Below are 21391 nucleotides of genomic sequence, written 5' to 3'. Positions count from 1 at the left end.
GGGTCATTCCATCGTCCAAGAGCTCGAGCGCTGATTGCTTGAACTCATCGGTGTAGATCTTTGGCATGACTTCTATCCTTCCTGGAATTTATCCAGTCGTGAAGTCAACCAAACCTTCAGCAGTCCCATCTGTTCTGGTGAGAGCTTACGTGCCAAACCGTTCTCGACCTCTGCGCGGAGGACCGCGTTCGATACCAGTTTGGACTGTTTCGGCCGTGCCCGAGCCGCCGCAGCCACGCGATCAGCCTGATACGGGAAATATCTCCCGTCAATACTGTGCCCGCGTACCTCGCGCGAGATCGTGGAGACGTTCTTCCCAAGCCGTGTCGCGATCGTCCGCAGAGAGTCCCTTACGGTGAGGCCGTCAGCGATCGTGACGCGGTCTTGAATAGACAGATATCGGGCACTGATAGCCGGTCGAGCGCTGTCATCGCAGATCACGCTTGTCATACGCTGTTTATAGACCGAGCCGTGGTCGTATTCCACGACTCGCCCATCGGGGTAGACCCGCGAGTTGCCGGATTTACGGATCCCTCTGCGCCGGTCCCGGCCGGTGCGTTTGTTGATACCCACTTCGACCGCGGCGCGTGTGGTGGATCATCCTGCATCGATCAGTTCCAGGAATTTGCGTTTCGCTTCGGGCTTTCCTGCCCGTTTCAGCTTTTCGGCAGGCACCAGTCCCGCGTCGACGAGAATGCGTCGTGCCACTGAGTGAGCGACACGACTGGCTTTCGCTGCTCGCGAAATCGAACCGGTCGGGGCGAAGGTGGACACGATCAAGGCATGATCGAGTATCGCGTTCTTGTCACGTGGTTTGCCCGCAGGCCGATTGATTGCCCGCAGAATTGCGTAGCACCGTTGCCGTGGGATTCCTATCACGACCGCGGCTTCCTTCACCGGCATCCCGGCATCCACCAGTCGTGCCAACTCGTCACCAAACCGGGCACAGTCCTCTTGAAACGACATGATCGCCGCAACCTCTCGTTGAGAGTGTTGCGACGATCATGTGGACCCGCCTTATGCTGCGGGGCCCTTTTCGGCTAGGAGCGCCGGGCACTTGTACTAGCGTTCATCACGAACATGAGCAATGCCCTTGACCTCGTCCTGAAGCCAGCGAATCAGCCGATCTCCTTCAGCGTCGAACGCCTTCTTGTTCTCGCTTGAATCCCATTCAAAACTGTCATCAGTTTCAATGAAATGCTCATTCCAGAAATCCACGTAACTGCGCAACGCTTTATCAAGCTCTAAAGTCAAACCATAATCGGAGGGCTCCATTGCATATTTGTCAGTGCCGGTTTCCCATATCGGGTATTTAGGCCCCCAGTCTAAGAAGAATCGTATTTCACGCATCACGGAACGCACCGGTGCTCATTCGTCGGAATAGACGTGATGATCTTCTTATTGTTCTTAGAGACAATAGTAGATGGGTGGAATGTGTTCACGACTTTGCCTTTGAACTTAATTTGCACGGTGCCCGCGTAGCAACGCTTGTTTCCCTTTTGCGATATGGCGACGTGGCCATCCTCTACGGAGTCCTGAACAGCCTGAACCATAAGGTCATCCCAGTAGCCAGGCCAATCCTTCTTCTGGTCTTCCTACTGGTCCTCGTGCTCTTCGCGGATGTGAATGTACCCGTCTGAACTCGTGCCACACTTCAGGTCCACGTCACCATCCTTCGTGGACTTGAAGCTCTGAATGACCTTGTCCTTGGCGCCCATGTTGCAAAGCCCGATGGTGATGGGGTTGAGTTGCGTATCTACTCCCGACGCCTTATCGCGAGAGCGGTCTTCTCCTTCCACTGTGTCCGGCTCAAAAACCTTGCCGTTGATAGTGACCTCCCACCCATTCATATCGGGTGCAGAAGTATCACTGGACTGCGGTGCGGCGTGAGCGGCGGTGGCTGTCGAAGAGGCAACAACTACAGCGGCGAGGCCAGCCAGGAGCTTTCGGATCATATGTTCAAGTTCCTTGTCGGAGCCGGTTTCAAATTGCCGTGCGTTACGCTACCTCACAAACAGTTACCAGTAAACACTCAGCGCAAATAACCATGCTTAATGCCGAGTGTGCAAGGACTCCACTGCAACCGCAGGATAACTTGCTGCATGGATATGAGCAATAAGCCCACCCGGTAATTGAATGTTCAACGTTTGCCCGCAGGCCGATTGATTGCCCGCAGAATTGCGTAGCACCGTTGCCGTGGGATTCCTATCACGACCGCGGCTTCCTTCACCGGTATCCCGGCATCCACCAGTCGTGCCAACTCGTCACCAAACCGGGCACAGTCCTCTTGAAACGACATGATCGCCGCAACCTCTCGTGGATAGTGTTGCGACGATCATGTGAACCCGCCGTGATTCCGGCGGGCCGCTTCGTGTTCTGCTCTGTGTCAGATGAGCTGCAGGGTCCGAGCGGTGTACTCGGAGACCTCCTTGAGCAGCGTCTCGTCATCGACGAGGTCGCGGCCGAGCGAGGGGATCATGTCCTTGAAGCTCTTCTCCCAGCCGGCGAACTCGCGCGGGAAGCAGGTCTTGAGCAGGTTGACCATGATCGGCACGGCGGTCGAGGCACCCGGTGAGGCGCCGAGCAGAGCCGCAATCGATCCGTCGGCCGAGGAGATGAGCTCGGTGCCGAACTGGAGGACGCCGCCCTTCTTCGGATCCTTCTTCATCACCTGCACGCGCTGACCGGCCTGGATGAACTCCCAGTCGGACGGGTCGATGTTCGGGATGAACTGGTGCATCGCCTCGAAGCGGGCCTTCTTCGTCGCCGCCAGCTCACCGAGCAGGTAGGTCACGAGGTCCGTGTTGTCCTTCGCGACGTTGAGCATCGTGGCGATGTTGTTTCCGCGCACGGAGAACGGCAGGTCGGTGAATCGGCCCTTCTTGAGAAACTTCGGCGAGAAGCCGGCGTAGGGGCCGAACATCAGGTAGTCCTTGCCGTCGACGACACGGGTGTCGAGGTGCGGCACCGACATCGGAGGGGCACCCTGGGCGGCCTGGCCGTAGACCTTGGCCTGATGGCCGGCGACGACATCGGGGTTCGAGGTGCGCAGGAAGATTCCGGACACCGGGAAGCCGCCGTAGCCGCGGCCCTCGGGGATCCCCGACTTCTGGAGCAGGGGCAGGGCACCGCCGCCGGCGCCGACGAAGACGAACTTCGCGCCCACCTGGTGGGTCTCGTGCGAGAGCAGATCCTTCACGGTGAGAGTCCAGCCGTCCGAGGAACGGTCGAGGTCGGTGACCTGGTGGCTGGTGCGCACGGTCGCCCCCTTGTCCGCGATGTAGCTCAGGAGCTGGCGCGACAGGGAGCCGAAGTCTACGTCGGTGCCCAGTTCGGTTCGCGAGATGCCGTTGACCTGGCCGGGTCCGCGGCCCTCGAACATCAGCGGCAGCCACTCGGCCTGCTGCGACGGGTCGTCCGAGTACTCCATCTGCGAGAACAGCGGGTTGCGCACCATCGTCTCGTAGCGGCGCTTGATGTAGTCGCGGCCCTTCTCGCCACGGCCATAGCTGACGTGGGGGATCGGGTTGATGAACGACTTCGGGTCGGTGAGCACACCGGTGTCGACGAGGTGCGACCAGTACTGGCGCGAGTGGTGGAACTGCTGGTTGATCGTCGAGGCCTTCTGCAGGTCGATGTCGCCGTTGGAGTCCTCGGGGGTGTAGTTGAGTTCGCAGAGTGCGGCGTGGCCGGTGCCCGCATTGTTCCAGGGGTCCGAACTCTCGGAGGCCACATAGTCGAGCTTCTCGTAGACACGGATGTTCCAATCGGGCTGAAGTTCGGTCAACATGGCACCCAGAGTGGCGCTCATGATTCCGCCGCCGATCAAGACGACGTCGACCTTTTCCTGCGGTGAGGGCATTTGGACTCTCATTCCTCTTCACTGACTGCTTCTATTCGTCTCCCAGACTACTCTTCGGTGTCGGCTCACCTGTAACCAGGGCAGGGTGAACACCCGTGCGTGGGAGCATTCTCACAGCGGACGGGCCTCCGCCGCGCCCGCCCGTTTCCGACCGTTCGGTCACATTGCCCGGACACTCTGTGTCGCCCGCCACAAGGTGTGCAAATATAGGCACATGTCCAATCGTTTCCTGCTCCGTGACGCACTGGCCGAATTCCCTCCCTACGTTCCCGGCAAGCCTCCCGTCGCGTGCCCCGGCCTGACCCCGTACAAGCTGTCCTCGAACGAGAACCACCTGCCGCCGCTGCCTGGTGTCCTCGACGCCGCCACTGCCGCCGCGGCGATTCCCGCGAACTATCCCGATCCCACCGCTGCCGCCCTCGTGGCCGACATCGCCGATCGTCTCGATGTCGACCCCGCCGAGGTGGTCCCCGGCGCCGGTGCCTCCGAGATCCTGTCCGCGCTGACGAACATCACCCTCGAATCCGGCACCTCCGTGGTCTATCCGTGGCCGTCGTTCGAGATGTACCCGATCCTCGCCTCGGCTCGCGGGGCGGAGAAGCGACCCGTTGACCTCATGCCAGATGGCCGACACGACTTCGCAGGGCTCGCCGCCGCGATCGATGACACGACCCGCCTGGTGCTGCTGTGTTCGCCGAACAATCCGACCGGTCCGACGATCACCGACGCCGAGCTCCAGGGCTTCCTCGCCGAGGTGCCCGACAACGTCATTGTCGTCCTCGACGAGGCGTACCTCGAATTCGCCACCGAGGCCGCCGACGGTCTGGCCGCGCGGAAGAAGCATGCGAACCTTGTGCTCGCACGTACCTTCTCGAAGGCGCACGGCCTGGCCGGTCTGCGCGTGGGCTACGGCATCGCCGATGTCGAGATCGCCTCGGGAATGCGCCAGGTCATAGCCCCGTTCTCCGTCACCGCCGGTGCCCAGGCCGCCGCCCGGGAATCCCTGGCACGGGTCGACGAAGTGGCCGTGCGCGCCAAGGAGATCGCCGCGGTGCGCGACCGATTCGCTCACGATCTGCGAGAGCTGGGTCTGTCCGTGCCCGACGCTCAGGGCAACTATGTGTGGATCGCACTCGACCCCGAGGCGGCCGTTGCCTTCGAGGGTGAGTGCGCGAAGCAGGCCGTTGCCGTGCGTCGCCTGCAGGGCGGGGTGCGTGTGAGCATCGGACCCGATGAGGCACTGGAGCGCGTGCTCAACGTCGCCGCGTCGCTGTGACGGTGAGCGCGGAGACGACGGTGGGTACGGATCTGAACGGACTTGCGGCCGAACTGAGCCCGGGAGCGCTCGTCACCGATCGGGATGTCATCGACTCCTACTCGTCGGATAAGGCCCTGTTCTGTCCGGCGGGGACCGCCTCGGCGCTCGTGCGTGCTGCCGACGTCGATGATGTGGTCGCGGTGATGCGCTTCGCCACCGCGCATCGGATCCCGGTGGTCACTCAGGGCGCCAGGACGGGTTTGTCGGGGGCGGCGAATGCCACCGACGGGGCGATCCTGCTCAATGTCGCGAAGCTGAACGCGATCGTCGGCATCGACACGGTCAATCAGACGTGCCGGGTCCAGCCCGGTGTCATCAACCAAGACCTCAAATCGGCTCTGGTCGAGCACGGTCTGTCGTATCCGCCGGATCCGGGGTCGGTGGCGATCTCCACGATCGGCGGGAACGTCGCGACGAACGCCGGCGGCATGTGCTGTGTGAAATACGGGGTGACGCGAGACTATGTGCGCGGGCTGACCGTTGTCCTCGCCGACGGGACAGTGACCCGGTTGGGTCGGCAGACGGCGAAGGGCGTGGCCGGTCTCGATCTGGCGGGACTGTTCGTCGGGTCCGAGGGGACTCTGGGCGTCATCGTCGAGATCACCCTCGGGCTCAGACCTCTGTTGGCTCCGCCGGTGACCGGTGTTGGGATCTTCCCGGACTTGGAATCGGCCGGGCATACGGTCTCTGAGTTCATGGCTTCCGGTGCAGCCCCGTCGATGCTCGAGCTCATGGACGGAGGCACCGTGGGCATGATCAATGCCTATGGTGATTTCGGACTGCCCGACGAGGCCGGTGCGCTGTTGTTGGTGCAGTCGGATGCTCCGGGGCAGGCCGGTGTGAGCGAGTTGGAATCGTTCGAAGCGATCGCCACGGCGCAGGGCGCCGATGAAGTGTTCGTCTCCGGCGATCCGGCGGATTCGGAGATGCTCGTCGCGGCACGGCGGGCGGTGTCGCCGGCGTTGGAGAAGTATGTATCCGGGATTGGTGGGGGAGAGCTCATCGATGATGTGTGCGTTCCCCGCTCCCGCCTCGGCGAGTTCTTCGCCAGGTTGGACGAGATCGCGGCCCGGCACTCGGTGGAGGTGTCCACGGCCGGGCATGCCGGGGATGGGAATATGCATCCGAGTGTGCTCTTCGATGCCCAGGATGAGGCGAGTGTGGCCGAGGCGAAGGAGACGTTCGCTGAGATCATGCAGCTGGGTCTCGATCTGGGTGGGACGATCACAGGTGAGCACGGAGTCGGATATCTGAAGAAGGACTGGCTGGTGCGCGAACTCGATGCGGGTGCGCGGGCGCTGCAGACCTCGATCAAGGCGGCGGTGGATCCGTGGGGGATCCTCAACCCGGGCAAGATGCTCGGCTGAGATCTCGGGTGATCGAACTCAGCCCGGTCGATGCATGTCGAAACGCTGATCCGAGCTGATCCCGAAGTATGCGGTCGGTCCTCCGCCGCGCAGCACCGGTTCGGCCGCGACTGTGTCGACGATCCCGTTGTCGAGCAGGGATTCGTCGAGATGGACACCCACCACTTCGCCCACGGTGAACCACGAACCCGAGCCTTCGCCGTCCGAGGTGCGGAGATCGATGATCTGGGTGACTCGGCATTCGAAGGTCGCCGGTGAGGCTGCCACGCGTGGCGCAGAGATCTCCACGGACTCGGCCGCCTCGACTTCTGCGGCGGAGAACTCGTCGACCTCAGCGGTGGTCGACGAGGCGTTCATCGCCTCGGCGAGGGGCCGAGTGACGAGATTCCACGTGAACTCCCCAGTCTCCCGGCAGTTGGCGACGGTGTCCTTCCACGCGTTACTGGAGAAGCCTACGAGCGGTGGAGAGTAGTTCAGCGCATTGAAGAACGAGTAGGGCGCGAGGTTGCGACGTCCGTCGGCATCGAGGGTGCCGATCCAGCCGATGGGACGCGGCGCGACGATGGCGTTGAAGGGGTCGTGCGGCAGGCGGTGGCCCTCGGACGGGCGATAGAAGTGGGTCACCCGACCTATTCAAGCAGGTGTTCGGGGAGAGCGCACTGTGCGGGACGGTCTCTGTCTGGATTCGTCCGTGACAAGATGATGACGGAGTGTGGCGCTCCGTGACACCGCTCACACACTGGCTTCCTGGCGCGGTCTACCGTGATGGCATGACTCTTACCCAGCTGCCCGTCCTCGACCTCAGCCTCGCCGATGACCCTGCGACCGCGGCCGACTTCCGCGCCGAGCTGCGTCGTGTCACCCACGAGATCGGCTTCTTCTACCTCACCGGCCACGGCCTCCCCGACGCCGAATTCTCCCGCATCATCGACACCGCTCAGCGGTTCTTCGCCCTGCCCGAGGCCGACAAGCTCGCGATCGAGAACACGAACTCGCCCCACTTCCGCGGCTACACCCGCACCGGCGGGGAACGCACCCGCGGCAAGGTCGACTGGCGCGAACAGATCGACATCGGACCCGAACGCGCACCCGTGGCCGAACCCGTCCACGACTACGACCACCTCACCGGACCCAACCAGTACCCGAAGGCACTGCCCGAACTGCGGGAGGTCACCGACTCGTGGCACGCCCGGCTGAGCGAGGTCGGCAACCGACTGCTCAGCGAGTGGGCACTCAGCCTCGGCCAGAGCGCCGACCACTTCGCCGAGGCGTTCGCCACCGATCCCGAATCCTTCATCAAGATCGTCCGCTACCCCGCGGCCGAGGACGACACCGTCACCCAGGGCGTCGGCGAACACCGCGACGGCGGCACCCTCACCCTGCTCTACCCGCAGCCAGGAACGACGGGTCTGCAGGTGCTCACCGACGACGGCTGGATCGACGCCGACCCGATTCCCAACTCCTTCGTCGTCAACATCGGCAAACTCCTCGAAGTCGCCACCGACGGCTACCTCAAGGCCACCGTCCATCGGGTGCTGCCGACGAAGCCCGGCGAGGATCGGATCTCGATTCCGTTCTTCTTCAACCCTGCGCTCAGCTCACAGCTGCCGCCGGTCGAGTTGCCCGCCGAATTCGCCGAGCAGGCTCGCGGAGTCTCCGTCGACGAACTCGACGCGCTGTACTCGGTCTACGGAGAGAACGCGTTCATGTCCCGCGTCCGCTCCCACCCGAACGTCGCCGAGAAGTTCTACCCGGAGCACGTGAGCACCACGCCCTGAGCTCTCTGGCCAAATCGGTCAGGGCTGGGCGATCAGCGCTCAGTCTGCTCCGCCAGCCTCGCAATATCTGTCGCACGCACCCGGCAACAGCCGCCGATGAGGCGGGCACCGAGGCGGGCCCACGACTTCAGCGGCCACGATCCGATACCGGCCTCTGTGCCGTCTTCGCGCCATTGCATGGCGGTCGCGTCGTAGGTCTCGCCCGAATTCGGGTAGGCGATGAGCGGCAGCTCGGAGTGCGCGGACAGTTCTCTCAGTGCCGGAGTCACGAAGGACGGGCGAACGCAGTTGACCCCGACCGCCCGCACGCTCGCCGAGGCGGCCACCGCCTCGGCGAGGTCCGCCAGGGTGCTGCCGTCCGGCATGGTGGGGGCGGTCATGTCCGTGGTGCCCTGTAGAGTCACTGTCACCCAAGCCGGGAGGCCGGTCTCCTCGGCCAGAGCGATGAGTGCGCGGATCTCATCGAGGCGCGGTTGGGTTTCGAAGGCGAGCAGGTCCGCGCCCGCCTCGGCGAGGGCTTCGATGCGCGGACGATGGAAGGCGGTGTAATCCTCAGGACTCCGGTGATAGCTTCCCGTGTACTCGCTGCCGTCGCCGAGCGCCGCACCATACGGGCCAACGGACCCGGCGACGAGGATTCTTGTGCCTGGTGCGGCACTGTGATCTGCCGCAGCCCGCGCGATTCGCACGCTGTCGCCGATGATCCGGCTGCCCTCATCGGCGCTGATTCCCGCCTCGGCGAACCCGAGCGGCGTCGCCTGGTAGCTCGCGGTCGTGAGTATCCGGGCTCCGGCGTTCGCGAAGGCGGTGTGCACCGCGAGCAGAGTGTCCGGACCACGGCGGATGAGCTCGGCCGACCACATTGCATGGTCGAGGTCGATGCCGCGATCCTCGGCGGCACTGCCCAGCCCGCCGTCGATGACGATGGGGGCGGCCGCCTCGGCGTGGGTGAGCATCTGGGTGAACGTCATGGACTTAGTTAAGCTTGTCTGGTGACTACAGACGAAACTCCGGCAGCATCCGAGACCGCTCCCATCAACGACCGATCGCAGTTCGGCTTCGAGGTGGGCACCCGCATGGACACGGGCGGACGCACCGGAGTCATCCACACCCCGCACGGGGACATCCAGACCCCGGCGTTCATTCCGGTCGGCACGAAGGCCACGGTCAAGGCGGTGCGCCCCGACGAGGTCGCCGAACTCGGCGGTCAGGCGGTGCTCTCGAACGCCTACCACCTCTACCTGCAGCCGGGATCGGACCTCATCGACGAGGCCGGCGGGCTGGGGAAGTTCATGAACTGGTCCGGACCCACCTTCACCGACTCCGGCGGATTCCAGGTGATGAGTCTCGGCTCGGGGTTCAAGAAGGTGATCTCGATGGAGTCGACGGGGGAGCAGAACGACGAACTCGTCGCCGTCGGCAAGGAACGGCTGTCGAACGTCGACGATGATGGGGTCACGTTCAAGTCCCACCTCGACGGATCGATGCACCGGTTCACCCCGGAGATCTCGATGCGGGTGCAGCACGAACTCGGTGCCGACATCATGTTCGCCTTCGATGAGCTGACCACGCTGGTGAACACCCGCGGCTACCAGGAGGAATCGGTTGAGCGGACCCGACTGTGGGCGCTCCGCTGCATCGACGAGCACTTCCGTCTCACCGTGGAGCGGTCGCACCGGCCCTACCAGGCCCTCTTCGGGGTGCTGCAGGGCGCGCAGTACGAGGATCTGCGGCGCAAGGCCGCCCGCGACCTGGGCGCGATGGACTTCGACGGCTTCGGCATCGGCGGTGCACTGGAGAAGGAGAACCTCGGCATCATCATCCGCTGGGTGTGCGAGGAGCTGCCGGAGAACAAGCCGCGGCACCTGCTCGGCATCTCCGAACCCGACGACCTGTTCGAAGCGATCAAGACCGGCGCGGACACCTTCGACTGCGTCTCGCCCTCCCGCGTGGCCCGCAATGCCGCGATCTACACCCGCGACGGCCGGTACAACCTCACCGGCGCGAAGTACCGCCGCGATTTCGGCCCGCTCGATCCCGACTGCACGTGCTACACGTGCCAGAACTACTCACGGGCGTACCTGCGGCACCTGTACAAGGCGAAGGAGATGCTCTTCTCCACCCTGTGCACCATCCACAACGAGCATTTCGTCGTCTCACTTGTCGCCGAAATCCGTCAGTCGATTGTCGACGGACGCTTCGACGAGCTCGAAACCGAGGTCCTCGGCCGGTACTACGCGAAGAAGTAGGCGCGCTTTCGGCAGTCGCTGCGATCGCCCCGGCCCCACGCGCTTCTGCCGCAGGTGAGTCATCGACTTCTGATCAGCGCATCGAGTTCAATCCCGATGACCTGATCAGAAGTCGATGCATCCAGGGACAGAACTCGATGACACTTGCCGTCGGCCCCCTCTCGTACAAGGCCGGCCACATTGCGTACGGTCGGCCTAAGCCCGGGCCTCGTCGAGTTCGTAGCTGGGTTCGTGGCGCTTGACGAGCTTGATGACCCGGTAGGTCACGGGCAGGAAGATGATCTCGACGGCGACTTTGTAGACGAAGCCGACGATGATGTAGTTGAGGAAGTCGAGACCCGGGATGACACCGGCGAACGCGATGATGCAGAACAGCAGCGTGTCGACGAACTCGCCGACACCGGTCGACGTGAGCAGACGCACCCACAGCTTCGACTCGCCCATCCGCTTCTTCACGGCCACGAGCACCCAAGAGTTGAGCAGCTGGCCGACGAAGTATCCGACGAGGGAAGCCGCGACGATGCGCGGATAGAACCCGAGGACCGCGGCGAAGGCGTCCTGGTTCTCATAACCTGGTCCCGGCGGGGAGATGAGCACCAGCCAGAAGACGAAGGTCGCGAGAATCTGCAGTCCGAACCCGGTGATCACGGCCTTGCGCGCGGCTTTGAACCCGTAGACCTCACTGATCACATCGCCGAGGATGTAGGCGATGGGGAAGAGGAACGCTCCGCCGTCGGTGACGATGGGTCCGAAGCCGATGACCTTCGTTGCCGAGATGTTCGAGATGATGAGCACCGCGCAGAACACGGCGAGGAAGACCGCATAGCAGCGACCGCGCGAGGAGGCGAAGGCCGCCAGCCGGGTTGAAGTGTTCGAGGGCGCCGAATCGCTGATGCGATCCGGCTGTCCAGACTCGCTCTCAGACCGTCCGGACTCGCTCTCAGGTGTCGTCGCGGGCAACGGTGATCTCCTTGCCGTTCGTGATCGTCAGCAGCTGCTCGTAGGTCAGCGGCATCATCGAGTTCGGGGTGCCTGCCGCGGCCCACAGCACCGGGTGCTCGGCCAGGGTGACATCGACATAGGTGGGGATCGGCGCCGGGTGCCCGCACGGGGCGACTCCGCCGATGACCTGGCCGGTGGCCTCGCGGACGAGCTCCTTGTCGGCTCGGTCGAGGGAGTCGATGCCCAGCTGGTCTGCGACATAGTCGGTGTCGACGCGGTGGGCTCCCGAAGTCATGATGAGCACGGGGTCGCCGCCGGAGGAGAAGATGAGGCTGTTGGCGATGGCACCGAGGTCGACGCCGATCTTCTCCGCCGCTGCGGCTGCGGTCGGGGTTGCCTCGGCGAACACGCGGACCTCCGGGTCGATTCCGTGCTCCCGCAGCTGTGCTTCGACCTTCGCATGGTTGGCGTGCTGCTTCGGTGCCTCGTCGTTCGCCGAGGCGGCCGTCGGGGCCGCATCGACTGTGGACTGTTCGTCATCGACGGAGTCAGCCGCGTCCTCCTCGGTCACCGGCTCCGCGAGGCCGCGACGACGCAGCAGCGGGGCGACATCCGGTCGGGTGCCGAAGAAGCGTTCGATCGCCGACATCGGATCGACCGAATAGCCGGGGGCGAGGATCGCCTCGCGGAAGGCGTCTCCGGCCTCCCGGTTGAGGCCGCCCTGGGATTCGAACCATTCGCTCACCCAGGCGGCGATGACCTCGGAGTAGAGGTAGGAGTAGTAGCCGGCGGCATAGCCGGAGGCGAAGATGTGCCCGAAGTAGGTCGACCGGTAACGCGGCGGGACGAGTGGCGAGAAGCCGGCGGCGGCGAGCACCTCGGATTCGAAGGACAGCACATCGGTGATGTGCTCACCGGCCTCGAGCGAATGCCACGACAGGTCGAGCATCGCGGCGGCGAGGTATTCGATGGTGTCGAAGCCCTGCCCGAACTTCTCGCTGGCGATGAGGGCGTCGACGAGTTGGGCCGGCATCGGCTCACCCGTGTCGACGTGTTTGGCGAAGTGGGGGAGGACCTGCGGGTGGAAGCGCCACATCTCGTTGAGCTGCGAGGGGAATTCGACGTAGTCGCGGGGGACCGCTGTGCCCGCCGTCGACGGGTACGTCGAGTTCGCGAACAGTCCGTGGAGCACGTGTCCGAACTCGTGGAACAGGGTCGTAAGCTCGGTCGGGTTGAGCAGGGTGGGCCGTCCGTGACCGGGCTTGGCGAGATTGAGCGAGAGGGTGACGACCGGCTGCAAGCCGGTCAGGCGTGAGGCGGGGATCAACTGGTCCATCCAGGCTCCGCCGCGTTTCGTGTCCCGGGCGTAGGGGTCGATGAGGACGAGGCCCAGGGGGCGTTCGGTGACGTCGGTGACCTCATAGGCGCACACGTCCTCATGCCAGGCGGTGACGCCGTCATAGGGGGCGAAGGTGACGCCGTAGAGTCCGGTGGCCGCGCGGAAGACACCCTCGGTGAGCACGGTGTCGAACTCGAAGTACTTGGCCACCTCGTCTGAGTCGATGCCGAATTCGTCGGCCCGGTACTTCGCGAGGTAGTACTTCACGTCCTCGGGCGCGACGTCGTCGAGTCCGTAGCGGTCCCGGACCAGGCCGAGCTCCTCGTCGAGCTGAGCCTTGGCGGGGTTGATCAGGGAGGACACGATGTCTGCAGCGGCGTCCGGATTGCCGGCGGTCTGGTTGTCGACGGCGTAGGAGGAGAACGAGGGATACCCGAGCAGATTCGCCTGCAGGGCCCGCAGCGCCGTGGTGTCGGCGACCTGGGTGCGGGTGTCGCCGTCGCCGCCGCGGGATCCGCGGGCAATCGAATTATTCAGCACATGCCGGCGGGTCTGGGCGGTGTCGAGGGATTCGAGCACGAGCTGCTGGGTGAAGTTGTTCAGCGGCAGCAGGTAGCCGTCGACGCCGCGCTCGGCGGCGCGATTCGCCGCGGCCGCAATCTGATCGTCGTTCATCCCGGCCAGGGAATCGGCCTCGCTGAGGTGGACGGCCAGCTCGCGCGTATCGAGCTGCAGCGCGCGGGAGAAGGAGTTCTCCAAAGTGGTCAGCTCGGCCGCGATCGTGGCCATCTGCGTCCGTTCCTCCTCGCCGAGGCGGGCCCCGGCTCGCACGAAGAGATCGATGGTCAGTTCCTGCTGACGTTTGTCCTCGGGGTTGAGGTCGGCGACCGAGACCTGTTCGATGCGGTGGAAGAGGTCGACGTTGAGCAGGATCTCGGTCTGGGCGGCCGACAGGAGCTCCCATACTTCGGCGAGGGCGTCGGTGAGTTCGGGGCGCAGATGATTCGATTCGATGGCTGCGGCGACGGAGGCGATGCGGGTCATCGGCACGGACGCGGATTCGAATCTCACCGTGGTGGAGAAGAACGTGGACTCGGCGTCGTCGGCGACGATGGCAGCCACCTCGGCGCGGGCGAAATCGGTGGCCGTGTGAACCGCGGTCAGCAGCGTCTCTGCGGTGACCGCGGCGAAGTCGGGCAGCGAATAGTCGGTCTGCGGGTCGAGGAACGCTTCCCAGACATCGATGCCGTTCGGATCTGCGTTCATGCTCGACGATTCACTTTCTTAGCGGTTGAGGGTTCGCTCCGATCCTAACGTGAGTCGACCGACCAGTGCATGATCGCTGGTTACACTGGGTTCCATGGGCACTGGGCAGGGCAAGTCCCTCACACTCAACAGCGCGTTCCGGCTCGGTTTCACCGGAGCCTTGGGCGTGGGGCTGGCGATCCTGGTGATGACGGCGCTGCAGTCCGTGGCGACAGTGATCATCTACATCGGTCTGGCGCTGTTCCTCGCCCTCGGGCTCGAACCGATCGTGCAGTGGCTCGTCGATCGCAGGGTGCCGCGGTCGCTGTCGGTGCTCATCGTCGTCGTGGCCTTCATCCTCATCGTCGTCGGTGTTGCGCTGCTCATCGCTCCGGCCGTGATCAGTCAGATCCAGACGTTCATCGCGGATCTGCCCGGAATCGTGGCGAACCTTGCCACGACCGGGTGGGTCACGGAGCTCGAGGAGCAGTTCACCGGAGCGATCGACATCGATGCGGTGTTCGCCAACATCTCGGACTGGGCTTCGGATCCGAAGAATGTGCTCTCCCTCGGCGGCGGCGTCGTGTCCATCGGGGCGGGGATCTTGAGCTTCCTCACCGGTGTGATCATCGTCGTCATCCTCACCATCTACTTCGCCGTGTCGATGCCGACGATCAAATCCGCAATGTTCTCGCTGGTGGCGGCCTCATCGCGGCCGACGGTCGAATCCGTCACCGAGGAGGTCACCCGGTCCATCGGACGCTACGTCCTCGGCCAGGTGTCCTTGGGAGTCGTCAACGGTGTGTGCTCGGCGATCTTCCTCACCATCATCGGTGCCCCGCTGCCGGCGCTGTTGGCGTTCGTGGCGTTCCTCGCCTCGCTCATTCCCCTGGTGGGACCGATCACCGGCGCGATCATCATCACCGCGTCCTGTCTGATGGTCTCGCCCGGTCTGGGAATCGCGGCGGCCATCTACTACCTCGTGTACATGCAGGTGGAGGCCTACCTCCTCAGCCCCCGCATCATGAAGGCCGCTGTGGATGTGCCCGGTGCGCTCGTCATCATCGCCGCCATCGCCGGCGGCACCCTGGGTGGGGTGCTCGGCGCCGTGGTCGCGGTGCCCGTGGCCGCCTCGGGAATGATCATCATCCGCAAGGTCGTCGTGCCCGCCCAGGACAAGAGATAGGGCTAGTCCTGGTCGTCGTGGCCCTCGCTCCGAGTGACCCGGACGATGAGGCCGATGAGCAGCCGGGCGATGTAGTAGGTGCCGAAATAGGAGATTGCCGCCGTGACCAGTGTGATGAGCAGGTTGCTCTCATCGCCGCTGGTGACAGCCAAAGTGGCGAAGATCGTCACCGTGATGGCCGCGAGAAACGGGATCAGGCGCAGGACCGGGCTGTCGACTTCACTCATGTTCGTCAGCGTACCAAGACCGTCGACCAGCGCCGAGGTGGCTGTGACCGTTCCGGACGGTCGTTAGGATGGGTGGGATGACACAGACACGATGGAGTGCAGTCCGAGATGACCAGGTGCCCGAGGATGTGGACCGTCTTCTGCTGACCGTCCCCGAGTGGTTCGGCAGACCGGAATCCAACGCTGAGTACGTCGATGATGCACGGACCATGGAGACGTGGACGGTGCGAGACGATGCCGGAAAGGTCGTCGGCGTCACCTTGGTGTCGTGGCATTTCGACCACTCCGCCGAGGTGCATTTCACGGTCGTCGACAGATCCGTGCATGGAACGGGAGTCGGCACGGCGATGATGCGTGCGGTCGCAAGTGATGTGAGGGCACGGGGAGCGGCACTGTTGCAGGTCAAGACCCTGGGAGCCTCGAGCCCCGATCCCAACTACGACCGGACTCGACACTTCTATCAGAAGATGGGATTTCTCCCGCTCGAGGAGACCGACCTCTGGGATGAGCAGACGCCCTGCCTGATCATGGTCATGCCGCTGGTCTGAAGCCTCGTCGTACCCACTGGGAGGAAACGACAGCACAGCTTGGGTTCATCTGCTAAGACGTGACTGTAGTATGGGAATCGACATGGTATTTGACACACATCACAGATCGGATGATTCGTCATGGCTCTCCAGCAGAAACCCACACTAGTCTCAAAGATCTTCGCCGAATTCCTCGGCACCTTCGTCCTCGTCTTCGGCGGTTGCGGCGCGGCCGTATTCGCCGCGAAGGTCGTCGGTGATGACGGCCTCAACATGGGCATCGGGTTCCTCGGTGTCGCACTGGCCTTCGGCCTCACCGTCGTCGTCATGGCCTACGCCGTCGGACATGTCTCCGGCGGACACTTCAATCCAGCAGTGACACTGGGCTGCGTGCTTGCGGGCAGGACCCCAGTGAAAGACGCCGTGCCCTACTGGATCACGCAGTTGGTCGCCGGCATCGTCGCCGGTGGAGTCGTGCTCCTCATCGCCTCGGGCAACCCGGACTATTCGCTAGCGAAGGATGGGCTGGCGACGAACGGCTATGGAGAATTCTCCCCGAACGGATTCTCCTTGCTCAGCGTGCTCATCGCCGAGTTCGTCCTCACCGCCATCTTCCTCTACGTGATCCTCGGGGCGACCGATGACAGGTCCCCGGTCGGAATGGCCCCTCTGGCGATCGGTCTCTCACTCACGCTCATCCACCTCGTCGCCATCCCGGTGTCCAACACCTCCGTCAACCCGGCCCGCTCCTTCGGGGTTGCGGTGTTCGCCGGTGGAGATGCACTCGGCCAGGTGTGGGCGTTCTTCCTCGCCCCGCTCGCCGGTGCTGCCGTCGCCGGACTCACCTACAACCTTCTCTTCCCCAAGGCCGCAGAAGTCCCCATCACCGAAGGCGGATGACGCTGCCACCCTGGCCCGCGGAGTCTCCGGCTCATGGGCAGGTTCTGCTGCGGGCGGTGGAGGCGCGAGACGCAGCGATGGCGCAGTCGCTGTCGACCGATCCCTATGTGCCGCAGACGGGTTCACTGCCGGGAGACGCCACTGTGCGGGAGGCCTTGGCTTGGGTGGGGCGACAGCAGAAACGGCATGCTGAAGGGGCAGGATTCTCGTTCACCATTGCGCGCCGGTCAGATGATGTCGCAATCGGCCATTGTGGTCTCTGGCTGAAGGATCTCGACGAGGGGCGAGCGAGTGCTGGTTATGCGGTTGCACCCTCCGAGCGTGGGCGCGGCTATGCAGCCGAGGCGCTCGCGGCCCTGACCGAGTTCGCATGGACGGTTCCGGGTCTGCACCGCGTTGAACTCTTCATCGAACCCTGGAATGACGGATCGATTCGCACCGCCGAACGCGCCGGGTATGTTCGTGAGGAGGGCCTCCAGGGCAGGCATCGCAAGGTCGGCGGTGAGCGTCGGGACATGATCCTGTTTGCTTCGGTGCGGCCTGGGCACTCCGCGAGGTGACGGACGATGGCCGACGTGCTTGATATGAACTACCCCTTCACCGGCCGATGGCTGGTCCAGAACAGTCCTGCCAATCGGGTGCCGAGCCACGGCACGAGGCTCTTCGCGACCTCATACGCAATCGACTTCGTGCCGGTCGATGACTCCGGACGCTCGGCTCCATTCACGTTCGGCTCTTTGCTGCGCCCGGAACCTCCGGAGAATTTCGTCGGCTTCGGCCGTTCGGTGCTCTCTCCGGTCGCTGGAACTGTCGTGGCTTTTCATGACACCGAGCGTGATCATCTCTCGTACCGCGGGATGTCGTCGATCGGATACGCGCTGACTCAGAGACGTCGTGCCGAGGCAGGTTGGCTTGCGCTCGCCGGCAACCACGTCATGATCAGGTGCGATGGTGGAGTGGTCGTGTTGTGCCACCTTCAACGCCGCAGCACTCGAGTGCGCATCGGGCAGCATGTCGAGATCGGCGAAGAAATCGGGCTGCGCGGAAACTCCGGCAACAGCACCGAACCGCATGTGCATGTCCAAGCGATCGACAGTGTCGACATTGAGCACGCTGCTGCTGTACCCATAACCTTCAACGGCACGATGCCTTCCAACGGGGGAATCGTTACGGTATGAGTACTGAGCGAGCGGAACCAGTATGGGGCTTCGCTAGATCGCTGGTGATCAAAGCGGCGATCGCCGAGGTGTGGGAGCACCTGGCTGACCCGGCTCGCCTGAGCCGATGGTGGTGTCCACCTCCGACGGTGCAGATCGATTTCGAACCACGAGCCGGCAGCCACTACGAAGAGCGCTACAACGATGACTCCTATGATTACGTGCTCACCGGTGAGATCACTGCCGTCGACGAGCTGCGCCACCTCGTGATCCGACGGCGGACGAACGGACGCTTCGGCCCAACCGACCGAATTGAAATCGTTCTGGAGCCTCATGGCAGGGACACGAAGGTGAGTATCACGCACACCTTCGCCGACATTCCCGTCGACCGCCGAGGCGAGGCACGCGACTTCTTCTCTGACGGCTGGGACTTCAGCCTGGAACTCCTTCGGCGAAACGTTCTCAACAGCCGCTGAACTTTCGGTCGAGCACTGCGGCGAACCCATGACACCTATTGTCCCCTCGCACTCTGAGACCTATGGTGAGAGGATACGGACACATCCGCTTCGCGCAGTCGACCACGAACATGCGCAGCACGCGAAACAGTGCGTGCGAGGCGAGCGGATGGACTCACACGAAGGAGTGTCATGGCAGTCTACTCAGCACCCGGTACCGAAGGTTCCCTCGTCACGTTCAAGCCACGCTACGAGAACTACATCGGAGGAGAGTGGGTGCCGCCGAAGAACGGCAACTACTTCGACAACATCACTCCCGTCACAGGTCAGGCCTTCACAGAGATTCCCAGCTCCACCGCCGAAGACATCGAAACCGCCCTCGACGCGGCCTGGGCAGCAGCACCGGCCTGGGGAAAGACCTCGGTGACCGAGCGCTCGAACATCCTGCTCAAGATCGCTGATCGCATTGAAGCCAACCTCGAGATGATCGCGGTCGCCGAGACCTGGGACAACGGCAAAGGCATCCGCGAACCACTGGCCGCCGACATTCCACTGGCCATCGACCACTTCCGCTATTTCGCCTCGGCGATCCGGGCTCAGCAAGGCGGACTCTCCCAGATCGACGACGATACGGTCGCCTATCACTTCCACGAGCCACTCGGCGTCGTCGGACAGATCATCCCGTGGAACTTCCCCATCCTCATGGCCACGTGGAAGCTGGCACCGGCACTGGCGGCAGGCAACTGCGTCGTCCTCAAACCCGCCGAGCAGACCCCGGCATCGATCCTCATCCTCGCCGAACTCGTCGGCGATCTGCTGCCAGCCGGTGTGCTCAACATCGTCAACGGCTTCGGAGTCGAGGCGGGCAAGCCCCTGGCCTCGAACAAACGGATCAAGAAGATCGCCTTCACCGGTGAGACGACGACCGGCCGACTCATCATGCAGTACGCCTCGCAGAACATCATCCCGGTGACTCTGGAACTCGGCGGTAAGTCCCCGAACATCTTCTTCGAAGACGTGCTCGCCGCTGATGACAGCTACCGCGACAAGGCACTCGAGGGCTTCGCAATGTTCGCTCTCAATCAGGGCGAGGTCTGCACCTGCCCGTCGCGTGCACTCGTCCAGGAGTCGATCTTCGATGACTTCGTCGCCGCCGGAGTCGAACGTGTCCGCGCGATCAAGCAGGGCAACCCGCTCGACACCGACACCCAGGTCGGCGCGCAAGCCTCGAACGATCAGTACGAGAAGATCATGTCCTACCTGAAGATCGGCAAGGACGAAGGCGCCGAGGTGCTCATCGGCGGTGACAAGGCCGAACTCGAGGGCGACCTCTCAGGAGGCTTCTACGTCCAGCCGACCATCTTCAAGGGCTCGAACAATATGCGGATCTTCCAGGAGGAGATCTTCGGCCCCGTCGTCGCCCTGACCTCGTTCAAGGACTACGACGACGCCATCACCACGGCCAATGACACGCTCTACGGACTCGGCGCCGGCGTCTGGGCCCGGACCGGCAACACCGCCTACCGGGCAGGCCGAGACATCCAGGCCGGTCGCGTCTGGGTCAACAACTACCACGCCTATCCGGCACACGCTGCCTTCGGCAGATACAAGTCATCGGGAATCGGCCGAGAGAACCACCTGATGATGCTCGACCACTACCAGCAGACGAAGAACCTGCTGGTCAGCTACTCGGAGAACGCACAAGGATTTTTCTGATGAGTGAATCTACACAGACCGCGGCGCTGGAATCAGCACCGACCATCGACGGGGAGGAGAAATCGAGAGTGGCCATGACACAGGCCGCCGTCGACCTCCTCGGCGATCTGGTCGCCAAACACGGCCAACTGATGTTCCACCAATCGGGTGGCTGCTGCGACGGGTCCTCGCCGATGTGCTTCCCCGAAGGCGACTTCCTGACCTCGGAGGCCGACGTTCTCCTCGGCCACTTCGAACTGCCCGTCGATGACGCAGAGAAGGCGGGCCTCGACTTCTGGATGTCGGTCGAGCAGTTCGAGTACTGGAAGCACACCCACCTCACGATCGATGTGGTCCCCGGACGAGGCAGCGGCTTCAGCGTCGAGTCACCGACAGGCAACCGCTTCATCATCCGGTCCACCCTCATGGACGTCGGCTGAGATACCGCTAACCCTCGCCGAGGTGGCGCTTCGGTGCCGCACGGACGTGGGCTCTCTCGCCCTGCTTGCCGACGAGGCTGAGGAACTCGACGGGCCCTGCACTGGTGGCGCCGAACCAGTGCGGGGTGCGGGTGTCGAACTCGGCTGCCTCGCCGGGTTCCATGATGAGATCGTGCTCGCCGAGGACGAGGCGAAGGCTGCCGATGAGGACGAAGACCCAGTCGTAGCCCTCATGGCTGCGCAGCTCTGGCGTGGCCTCATCCGAGCCTGTCGGCAGCACGAATTTATAGGCCTGGATGCCCCCTGCCCGACACGTCAGCGGCAGGATCGTCCGGCCGTCGCGAGTGGGCAGGGGCCGCAGATTGATGCGCGGATCCCCGGTCGGGGGCGCGTCGACGAGTTCGTCGAGAGTGGCCCCGAACGCTCGCGCCAAGGGCAGGAGCTGTTCGAGACTGGGACGGCGGTGCCCGGCCTCAAGGCGCGAGAGCGTGCTGATCGAGATGCCGGTCTCTTCGGACAGATCGGTGAGAGTGATGTCGCGGCGCTGCCGTAGCTGCTTCAGCCGTGGCCCAACAGCATCGAGAGTGCGGTCCATGAGTTCATCCATGCCCCTTATTTTGCCATTCGGCAAAACTGTTTGCAATACTGCGAATGGGTTGTCACCATCGAAGTATCGGAGCGCCGCAGCGGCGACTCCACATACT

Annotated in this window: 23 protein-coding genes; 12 read left to right on the top strand and 11 right to left on the bottom strand. The window is 63.6% G+C overall.

Annotated features, from left to right (window positions below; genetic code table 11):
- Positions 1-72: 72 nt before the first annotated feature.
- The 5 genes from BI49514_RS14140 to BI49514_RS14115 form a co-directional block, all read right to left on the bottom strand.
- Positions 73-486, bottom strand: a complete 414-nt coding sequence (locus BI49514_RS14140) for a helix-turn-helix domain-containing protein (RefSeq protein ID WP_145996229.1) — start codon at positions 484-486, stop codon at positions 73-75.
- Positions 487-597: 111 nt separating this feature from the next.
- Positions 598-966 carry a hypothetical protein gene (locus BI49514_RS16390; RefSeq protein WP_145996228.1) on the bottom strand — a complete coding sequence of 123 codons (369 nt, stop codon included), beginning with the start codon at positions 964-966 and terminating at the stop codon, positions 598-600.
- Between the two features lie 96 nt (positions 967-1062).
- Positions 1063-1362 carry a hypothetical protein gene (locus tag BI49514_RS14130; RefSeq protein ID WP_145996227.1) on the bottom strand — a complete coding sequence of 100 codons (300 nt, stop codon included), beginning with the start codon at positions 1360-1362 and terminating at the stop codon, positions 1063-1065.
- Between the two features lie 233 nt (positions 1363-1595).
- Positions 1596-1955, bottom strand: a complete 360-nt coding sequence (locus BI49514_RS14120; protein WP_101547112.1) for a hypothetical protein — start codon at positions 1953-1955, stop codon at positions 1596-1598.
- Positions 1956-2386: 431 nt separating this feature from the next.
- On the bottom strand, positions 2387-3862 hold the full coding sequence (locus BI49514_RS14115) for a malate:quinone oxidoreductase (RefSeq protein ID WP_101547111.1): 1476 nt from the start codon (positions 3860-3862) through the stop codon (positions 2387-2389).
- A 214-nt stretch (positions 3863-4076) separates the two neighbouring features.
- Between BI49514_RS14115 and BI49514_RS14110 the strand changes: the two genes are divergently transcribed.
- Together BI49514_RS14110 and BI49514_RS14105 are read left to right on the top strand one after the other, a co-directional pair.
- On the top strand, positions 4077-5138 hold the full coding sequence (locus BI49514_RS14110) for a pyridoxal phosphate-dependent aminotransferase (RefSeq protein ID WP_101547110.1): 1062 nt from the start codon (positions 4077-4079) through the stop codon (positions 5136-5138).
- A gap of 20 nt (positions 5139-5158) precedes the next feature.
- Positions 5159-6547 carry an FAD-binding oxidoreductase gene (locus tag BI49514_RS14105; protein WP_244195014.1) on the top strand — a complete coding sequence of 463 codons (1389 nt, stop codon included), beginning with the start codon at positions 5159-5161 and terminating at the stop codon, positions 6545-6547.
- Positions 6548-6565: 18 nt separating this feature from the next.
- Here the strand turns inward: BI49514_RS14105 and BI49514_RS14100 are convergent, their stop codons facing one another.
- Complete coding sequence (locus BI49514_RS14100) at positions 6566-7171, bottom strand: flavin reductase family protein (RefSeq protein WP_244195015.1); 606 nt, start codon at positions 7169-7171, stop codon at positions 6566-6568.
- Positions 7172-7317: 146 nt separating this feature from the next.
- On the opposite strand from BI49514_RS14100, the gene BI49514_RS14095 reads away from it, so the two are divergent.
- Complete coding sequence (locus BI49514_RS14095; protein WP_101547121.1) at positions 7318-8325, top strand: isopenicillin N synthase family dioxygenase; 1008 nt, start codon at positions 7318-7320, stop codon at positions 8323-8325.
- A gap of 32 nt (positions 8326-8357) precedes the next feature.
- Here BI49514_RS14095 and mmuM read toward each other — a convergent pair whose 3' ends face one another.
- Complete coding sequence (mmuM, locus tag BI49514_RS14090; RefSeq protein WP_101547107.1) at positions 8358-9296, bottom strand: homocysteine S-methyltransferase; 939 nt, start codon at positions 9294-9296, stop codon at positions 8358-8360.
- Positions 9297-9317: 21 nt separating this feature from the next.
- Between mmuM and tgt the strand changes: the two genes are divergently transcribed.
- On the top strand, positions 9318-10574 hold the full coding sequence (gene tgt / locus BI49514_RS14085) for a tRNA guanosine(34) transglycosylase Tgt (RefSeq protein ID WP_208634967.1): 1257 nt from the start codon (positions 9318-9320) through the stop codon (positions 10572-10574).
- Between the two features lie 195 nt (positions 10575-10769).
- Here the strand turns inward: tgt and BI49514_RS14080 are convergent, their stop codons facing one another.
- Together BI49514_RS14080 and BI49514_RS14075 are read right to left on the bottom strand one after the other, a co-directional pair.
- Positions 10770-11534, bottom strand: coding sequence for a queuosine precursor transporter (locus BI49514_RS14080; protein WP_244195016.1), 765 nt, complete (start codon positions 11532-11534; stop codon positions 10770-10772).
- Positions 11515-14121, bottom strand: a complete 2607-nt coding sequence (locus BI49514_RS14075) for a M3 family metallopeptidase (RefSeq protein WP_101547106.1) — start codon at positions 14119-14121, stop codon at positions 11515-11517. The genes BI49514_RS14080 and BI49514_RS14075 overlap by 20 nt, the downstream gene beginning before the upstream one ends.
- Positions 14122-14215: 94 nt before the next feature.
- Between BI49514_RS14075 and BI49514_RS14070 the strand changes: the two genes are divergently transcribed.
- The gene (locus BI49514_RS14070; RefSeq protein ID WP_101547105.1) at positions 14216-15286 is read left to right on the top strand and encodes an AI-2E family transporter; all 1071 of its coding nucleotides are present in this window, start codon (positions 14216-14218) and stop codon (positions 15284-15286) included.
- 2 nt (positions 15287-15288) lie between these two features.
- On the opposite strand, the gene BI49514_RS14065 is transcribed toward BI49514_RS14070, so the two are convergent.
- A complete protein-coding gene (locus BI49514_RS14065; protein ID WP_009883223.1) occupies positions 15289-15513 on the bottom strand; it encodes a hypothetical protein in 225 nt (74 codons plus the stop codon).
- 77 nt (positions 15514-15590) lie between these two features.
- Between BI49514_RS14065 and BI49514_RS14060 the strand changes: the two genes are divergently transcribed.
- The 7 genes from BI49514_RS14060 to BI49514_RS14030 all read left to right on the top strand — a co-directional run bounded on the left by BI49514_RS14060 (position 15591) and on the right by BI49514_RS14030 (position 20687).
- Entirely contained in the window at positions 15591-16061 is a 471-nt protein-coding gene (locus tag BI49514_RS14060) for a GNAT family N-acetyltransferase (RefSeq protein ID WP_101547104.1), read from the top strand.
- Between the two features lie 120 nt (positions 16062-16181).
- A complete protein-coding gene (gene aqpZ / locus BI49514_RS14055; protein ID WP_101547103.1) occupies positions 16182-16940 on the top strand; it encodes an aquaporin Z in 759 nt (252 codons plus the stop codon).
- Entirely contained in the window at positions 16937-17500 is a 564-nt protein-coding gene (locus BI49514_RS14050) for a GNAT family N-acetyltransferase (protein WP_096158326.1), read from the top strand. Before aqpZ ends, BI49514_RS14050 begins: the two co-directional genes overlap by 4 nt.
- Positions 17501-17506: 6 nt before the next feature.
- Positions 17507-18118: a M23 family metallopeptidase gene (locus tag BI49514_RS14045; RefSeq protein ID WP_101547102.1), complete on the top strand. Its 612-nt coding sequence runs from the start codon at positions 17507-17509 to the stop codon at positions 18116-18118.
- Positions 18115-18573 carry an SRPBCC family protein gene (locus tag BI49514_RS14040; protein ID WP_096160286.1) on the top strand — a complete coding sequence of 153 codons (459 nt, stop codon included), beginning with the start codon at positions 18115-18117 and terminating at the stop codon, positions 18571-18573. The genes BI49514_RS14045 and BI49514_RS14040 overlap by 4 nt, the downstream gene beginning before the upstream one ends.
- 171 nt (positions 18574-18744) lie before the next feature.
- A complete protein-coding gene (exaC, locus tag BI49514_RS14035) occupies positions 18745-20268 on the top strand; it encodes an acetaldehyde dehydrogenase ExaC (protein ID WP_101547101.1) in 1524 nt (507 codons plus the stop codon).
- Positions 20268-20687 carry a DUF779 domain-containing protein gene (locus tag BI49514_RS14030; protein WP_009883215.1) on the top strand — a complete coding sequence of 140 codons (420 nt, stop codon included), beginning with the start codon at positions 20268-20270 and terminating at the stop codon, positions 20685-20687. Before exaC ends, BI49514_RS14030 begins: the two co-directional genes overlap by 1 nt.
- Positions 20688-20694: 7 nt before the next feature.
- Here BI49514_RS14030 and BI49514_RS14025 read toward each other — a convergent pair whose 3' ends face one another.
- Positions 20695-21294 (bottom strand): helix-turn-helix domain-containing protein, encoded by a 600-nt coding sequence (locus BI49514_RS14025; RefSeq protein ID WP_101547100.1) that lies wholly within the window; start codon positions 21292-21294, stop codon positions 20695-20697.
- Positions 21295-21391: the final 97 nt, after the last annotated feature.

Origin of the sequence: Brevibacterium iodinum ATCC 49514 (assembly GCF_900169265.1) — a bacterium.
Lineage (GTDB): Bacteria > Actinomycetota > Actinomycetes > Actinomycetales > Brevibacteriaceae > Brevibacterium > Brevibacterium iodinum.
This window is presented reverse-complemented; position numbering and strand designations above follow the sequence as displayed.

What these genes read in the sequence shown, in the direction of transcription:
- aqpZ (WP_101547103.1), top strand. Translation starts at nt 16,182, where the DNA reads ATGGCTCTCCAGCAGAAACCCACACTAGTCTCAAAGATCTTCGCCGAA.
- BI49514_RS14110 (WP_101547110.1), top strand. Translation starts at nt 4,077, where the DNA reads ATGTCCAATCGTTTCCTGCTCCGTGACGCACTGGCCGAATTCCCTCCC.
- BI49514_RS14025 (WP_101547100.1), bottom strand. Translation starts at nt 21,294, where the DNA reads ATGGATGAACTCATGGACCGCACTCTCGATGCTGTTGGGCCACGGCTG.
- BI49514_RS14120 (WP_101547112.1), bottom strand. Translation starts at nt 1,955, where the DNA reads ATGATCCGAAAGCTCCTGGCTGGCCTCGCCGCTGTAGTTGTTGCCTCT.
- BI49514_RS14065 (WP_009883223.1), bottom strand. Translation starts at nt 15,513, where the DNA reads ATGAGTGAAGTCGACAGCCCGGTCCTGCGCCTGATCCCGTTTCTCGCG.
- BI49514_RS14095 (WP_101547121.1), top strand. Translation starts at nt 7,318, where the DNA reads ATGACTCTTACCCAGCTGCCCGTCCTCGACCTCAGCCTCGCCGATGAC.
- BI49514_RS14070 (WP_101547105.1), top strand. Translation starts at nt 14,216, where the DNA reads ATGGGCACTGGGCAGGGCAAGTCCCTCACACTCAACAGCGCGTTCCGG.
- BI49514_RS14075 (WP_101547106.1), bottom strand. Translation starts at nt 14,121, where the DNA reads ATGAACGCAGATCCGAACGGCATCGATGTCTGGGAAGCGTTCCTCGAC.
- BI49514_RS14040 (WP_096160286.1), top strand. Translation starts at nt 18,115, where the DNA reads ATGAGTACTGAGCGAGCGGAACCAGTATGGGGCTTCGCTAGATCGCTG.
- BI49514_RS14045 (WP_101547102.1), top strand. Translation starts at nt 17,507, where the DNA reads ATGGCCGACGTGCTTGATATGAACTACCCCTTCACCGGCCGATGGCTG.
- BI49514_RS14115 (WP_101547111.1), bottom strand. Translation starts at nt 3,862, where the DNA reads ATGCCCTCACCGCAGGAAAAGGTCGACGTCGTCTTGATCGGCGGCGGA.
- BI49514_RS14050 (WP_096158326.1), top strand. Translation starts at nt 16,937, where the DNA reads ATGACGCTGCCACCCTGGCCCGCGGAGTCTCCGGCTCATGGGCAGGTT.
- BI49514_RS16390 (WP_145996228.1), bottom strand. Translation starts at nt 966, where the DNA reads ATGTCGTTTCAAGAGGACTGTGCCCGGTTTGGTGACGAGTTGGCACGA.
- mmuM (WP_101547107.1), bottom strand. Translation starts at nt 9,296, where the DNA reads ATGACGTTCACCCAGATGCTCACCCACGCCGAGGCGGCCGCCCCCATC.
- exaC (WP_101547101.1), top strand. Translation starts at nt 18,745, where the DNA reads ATGGCAGTCTACTCAGCACCCGGTACCGAAGGTTCCCTCGTCACGTTC.
- BI49514_RS14060 (WP_101547104.1), top strand. Translation starts at nt 15,591, where the DNA reads ATGACACAGACACGATGGAGTGCAGTCCGAGATGACCAGGTGCCCGAG.
- BI49514_RS14030 (WP_009883215.1), top strand. Translation starts at nt 20,268, where the DNA reads ATGAGTGAATCTACACAGACCGCGGCGCTGGAATCAGCACCGACCATC.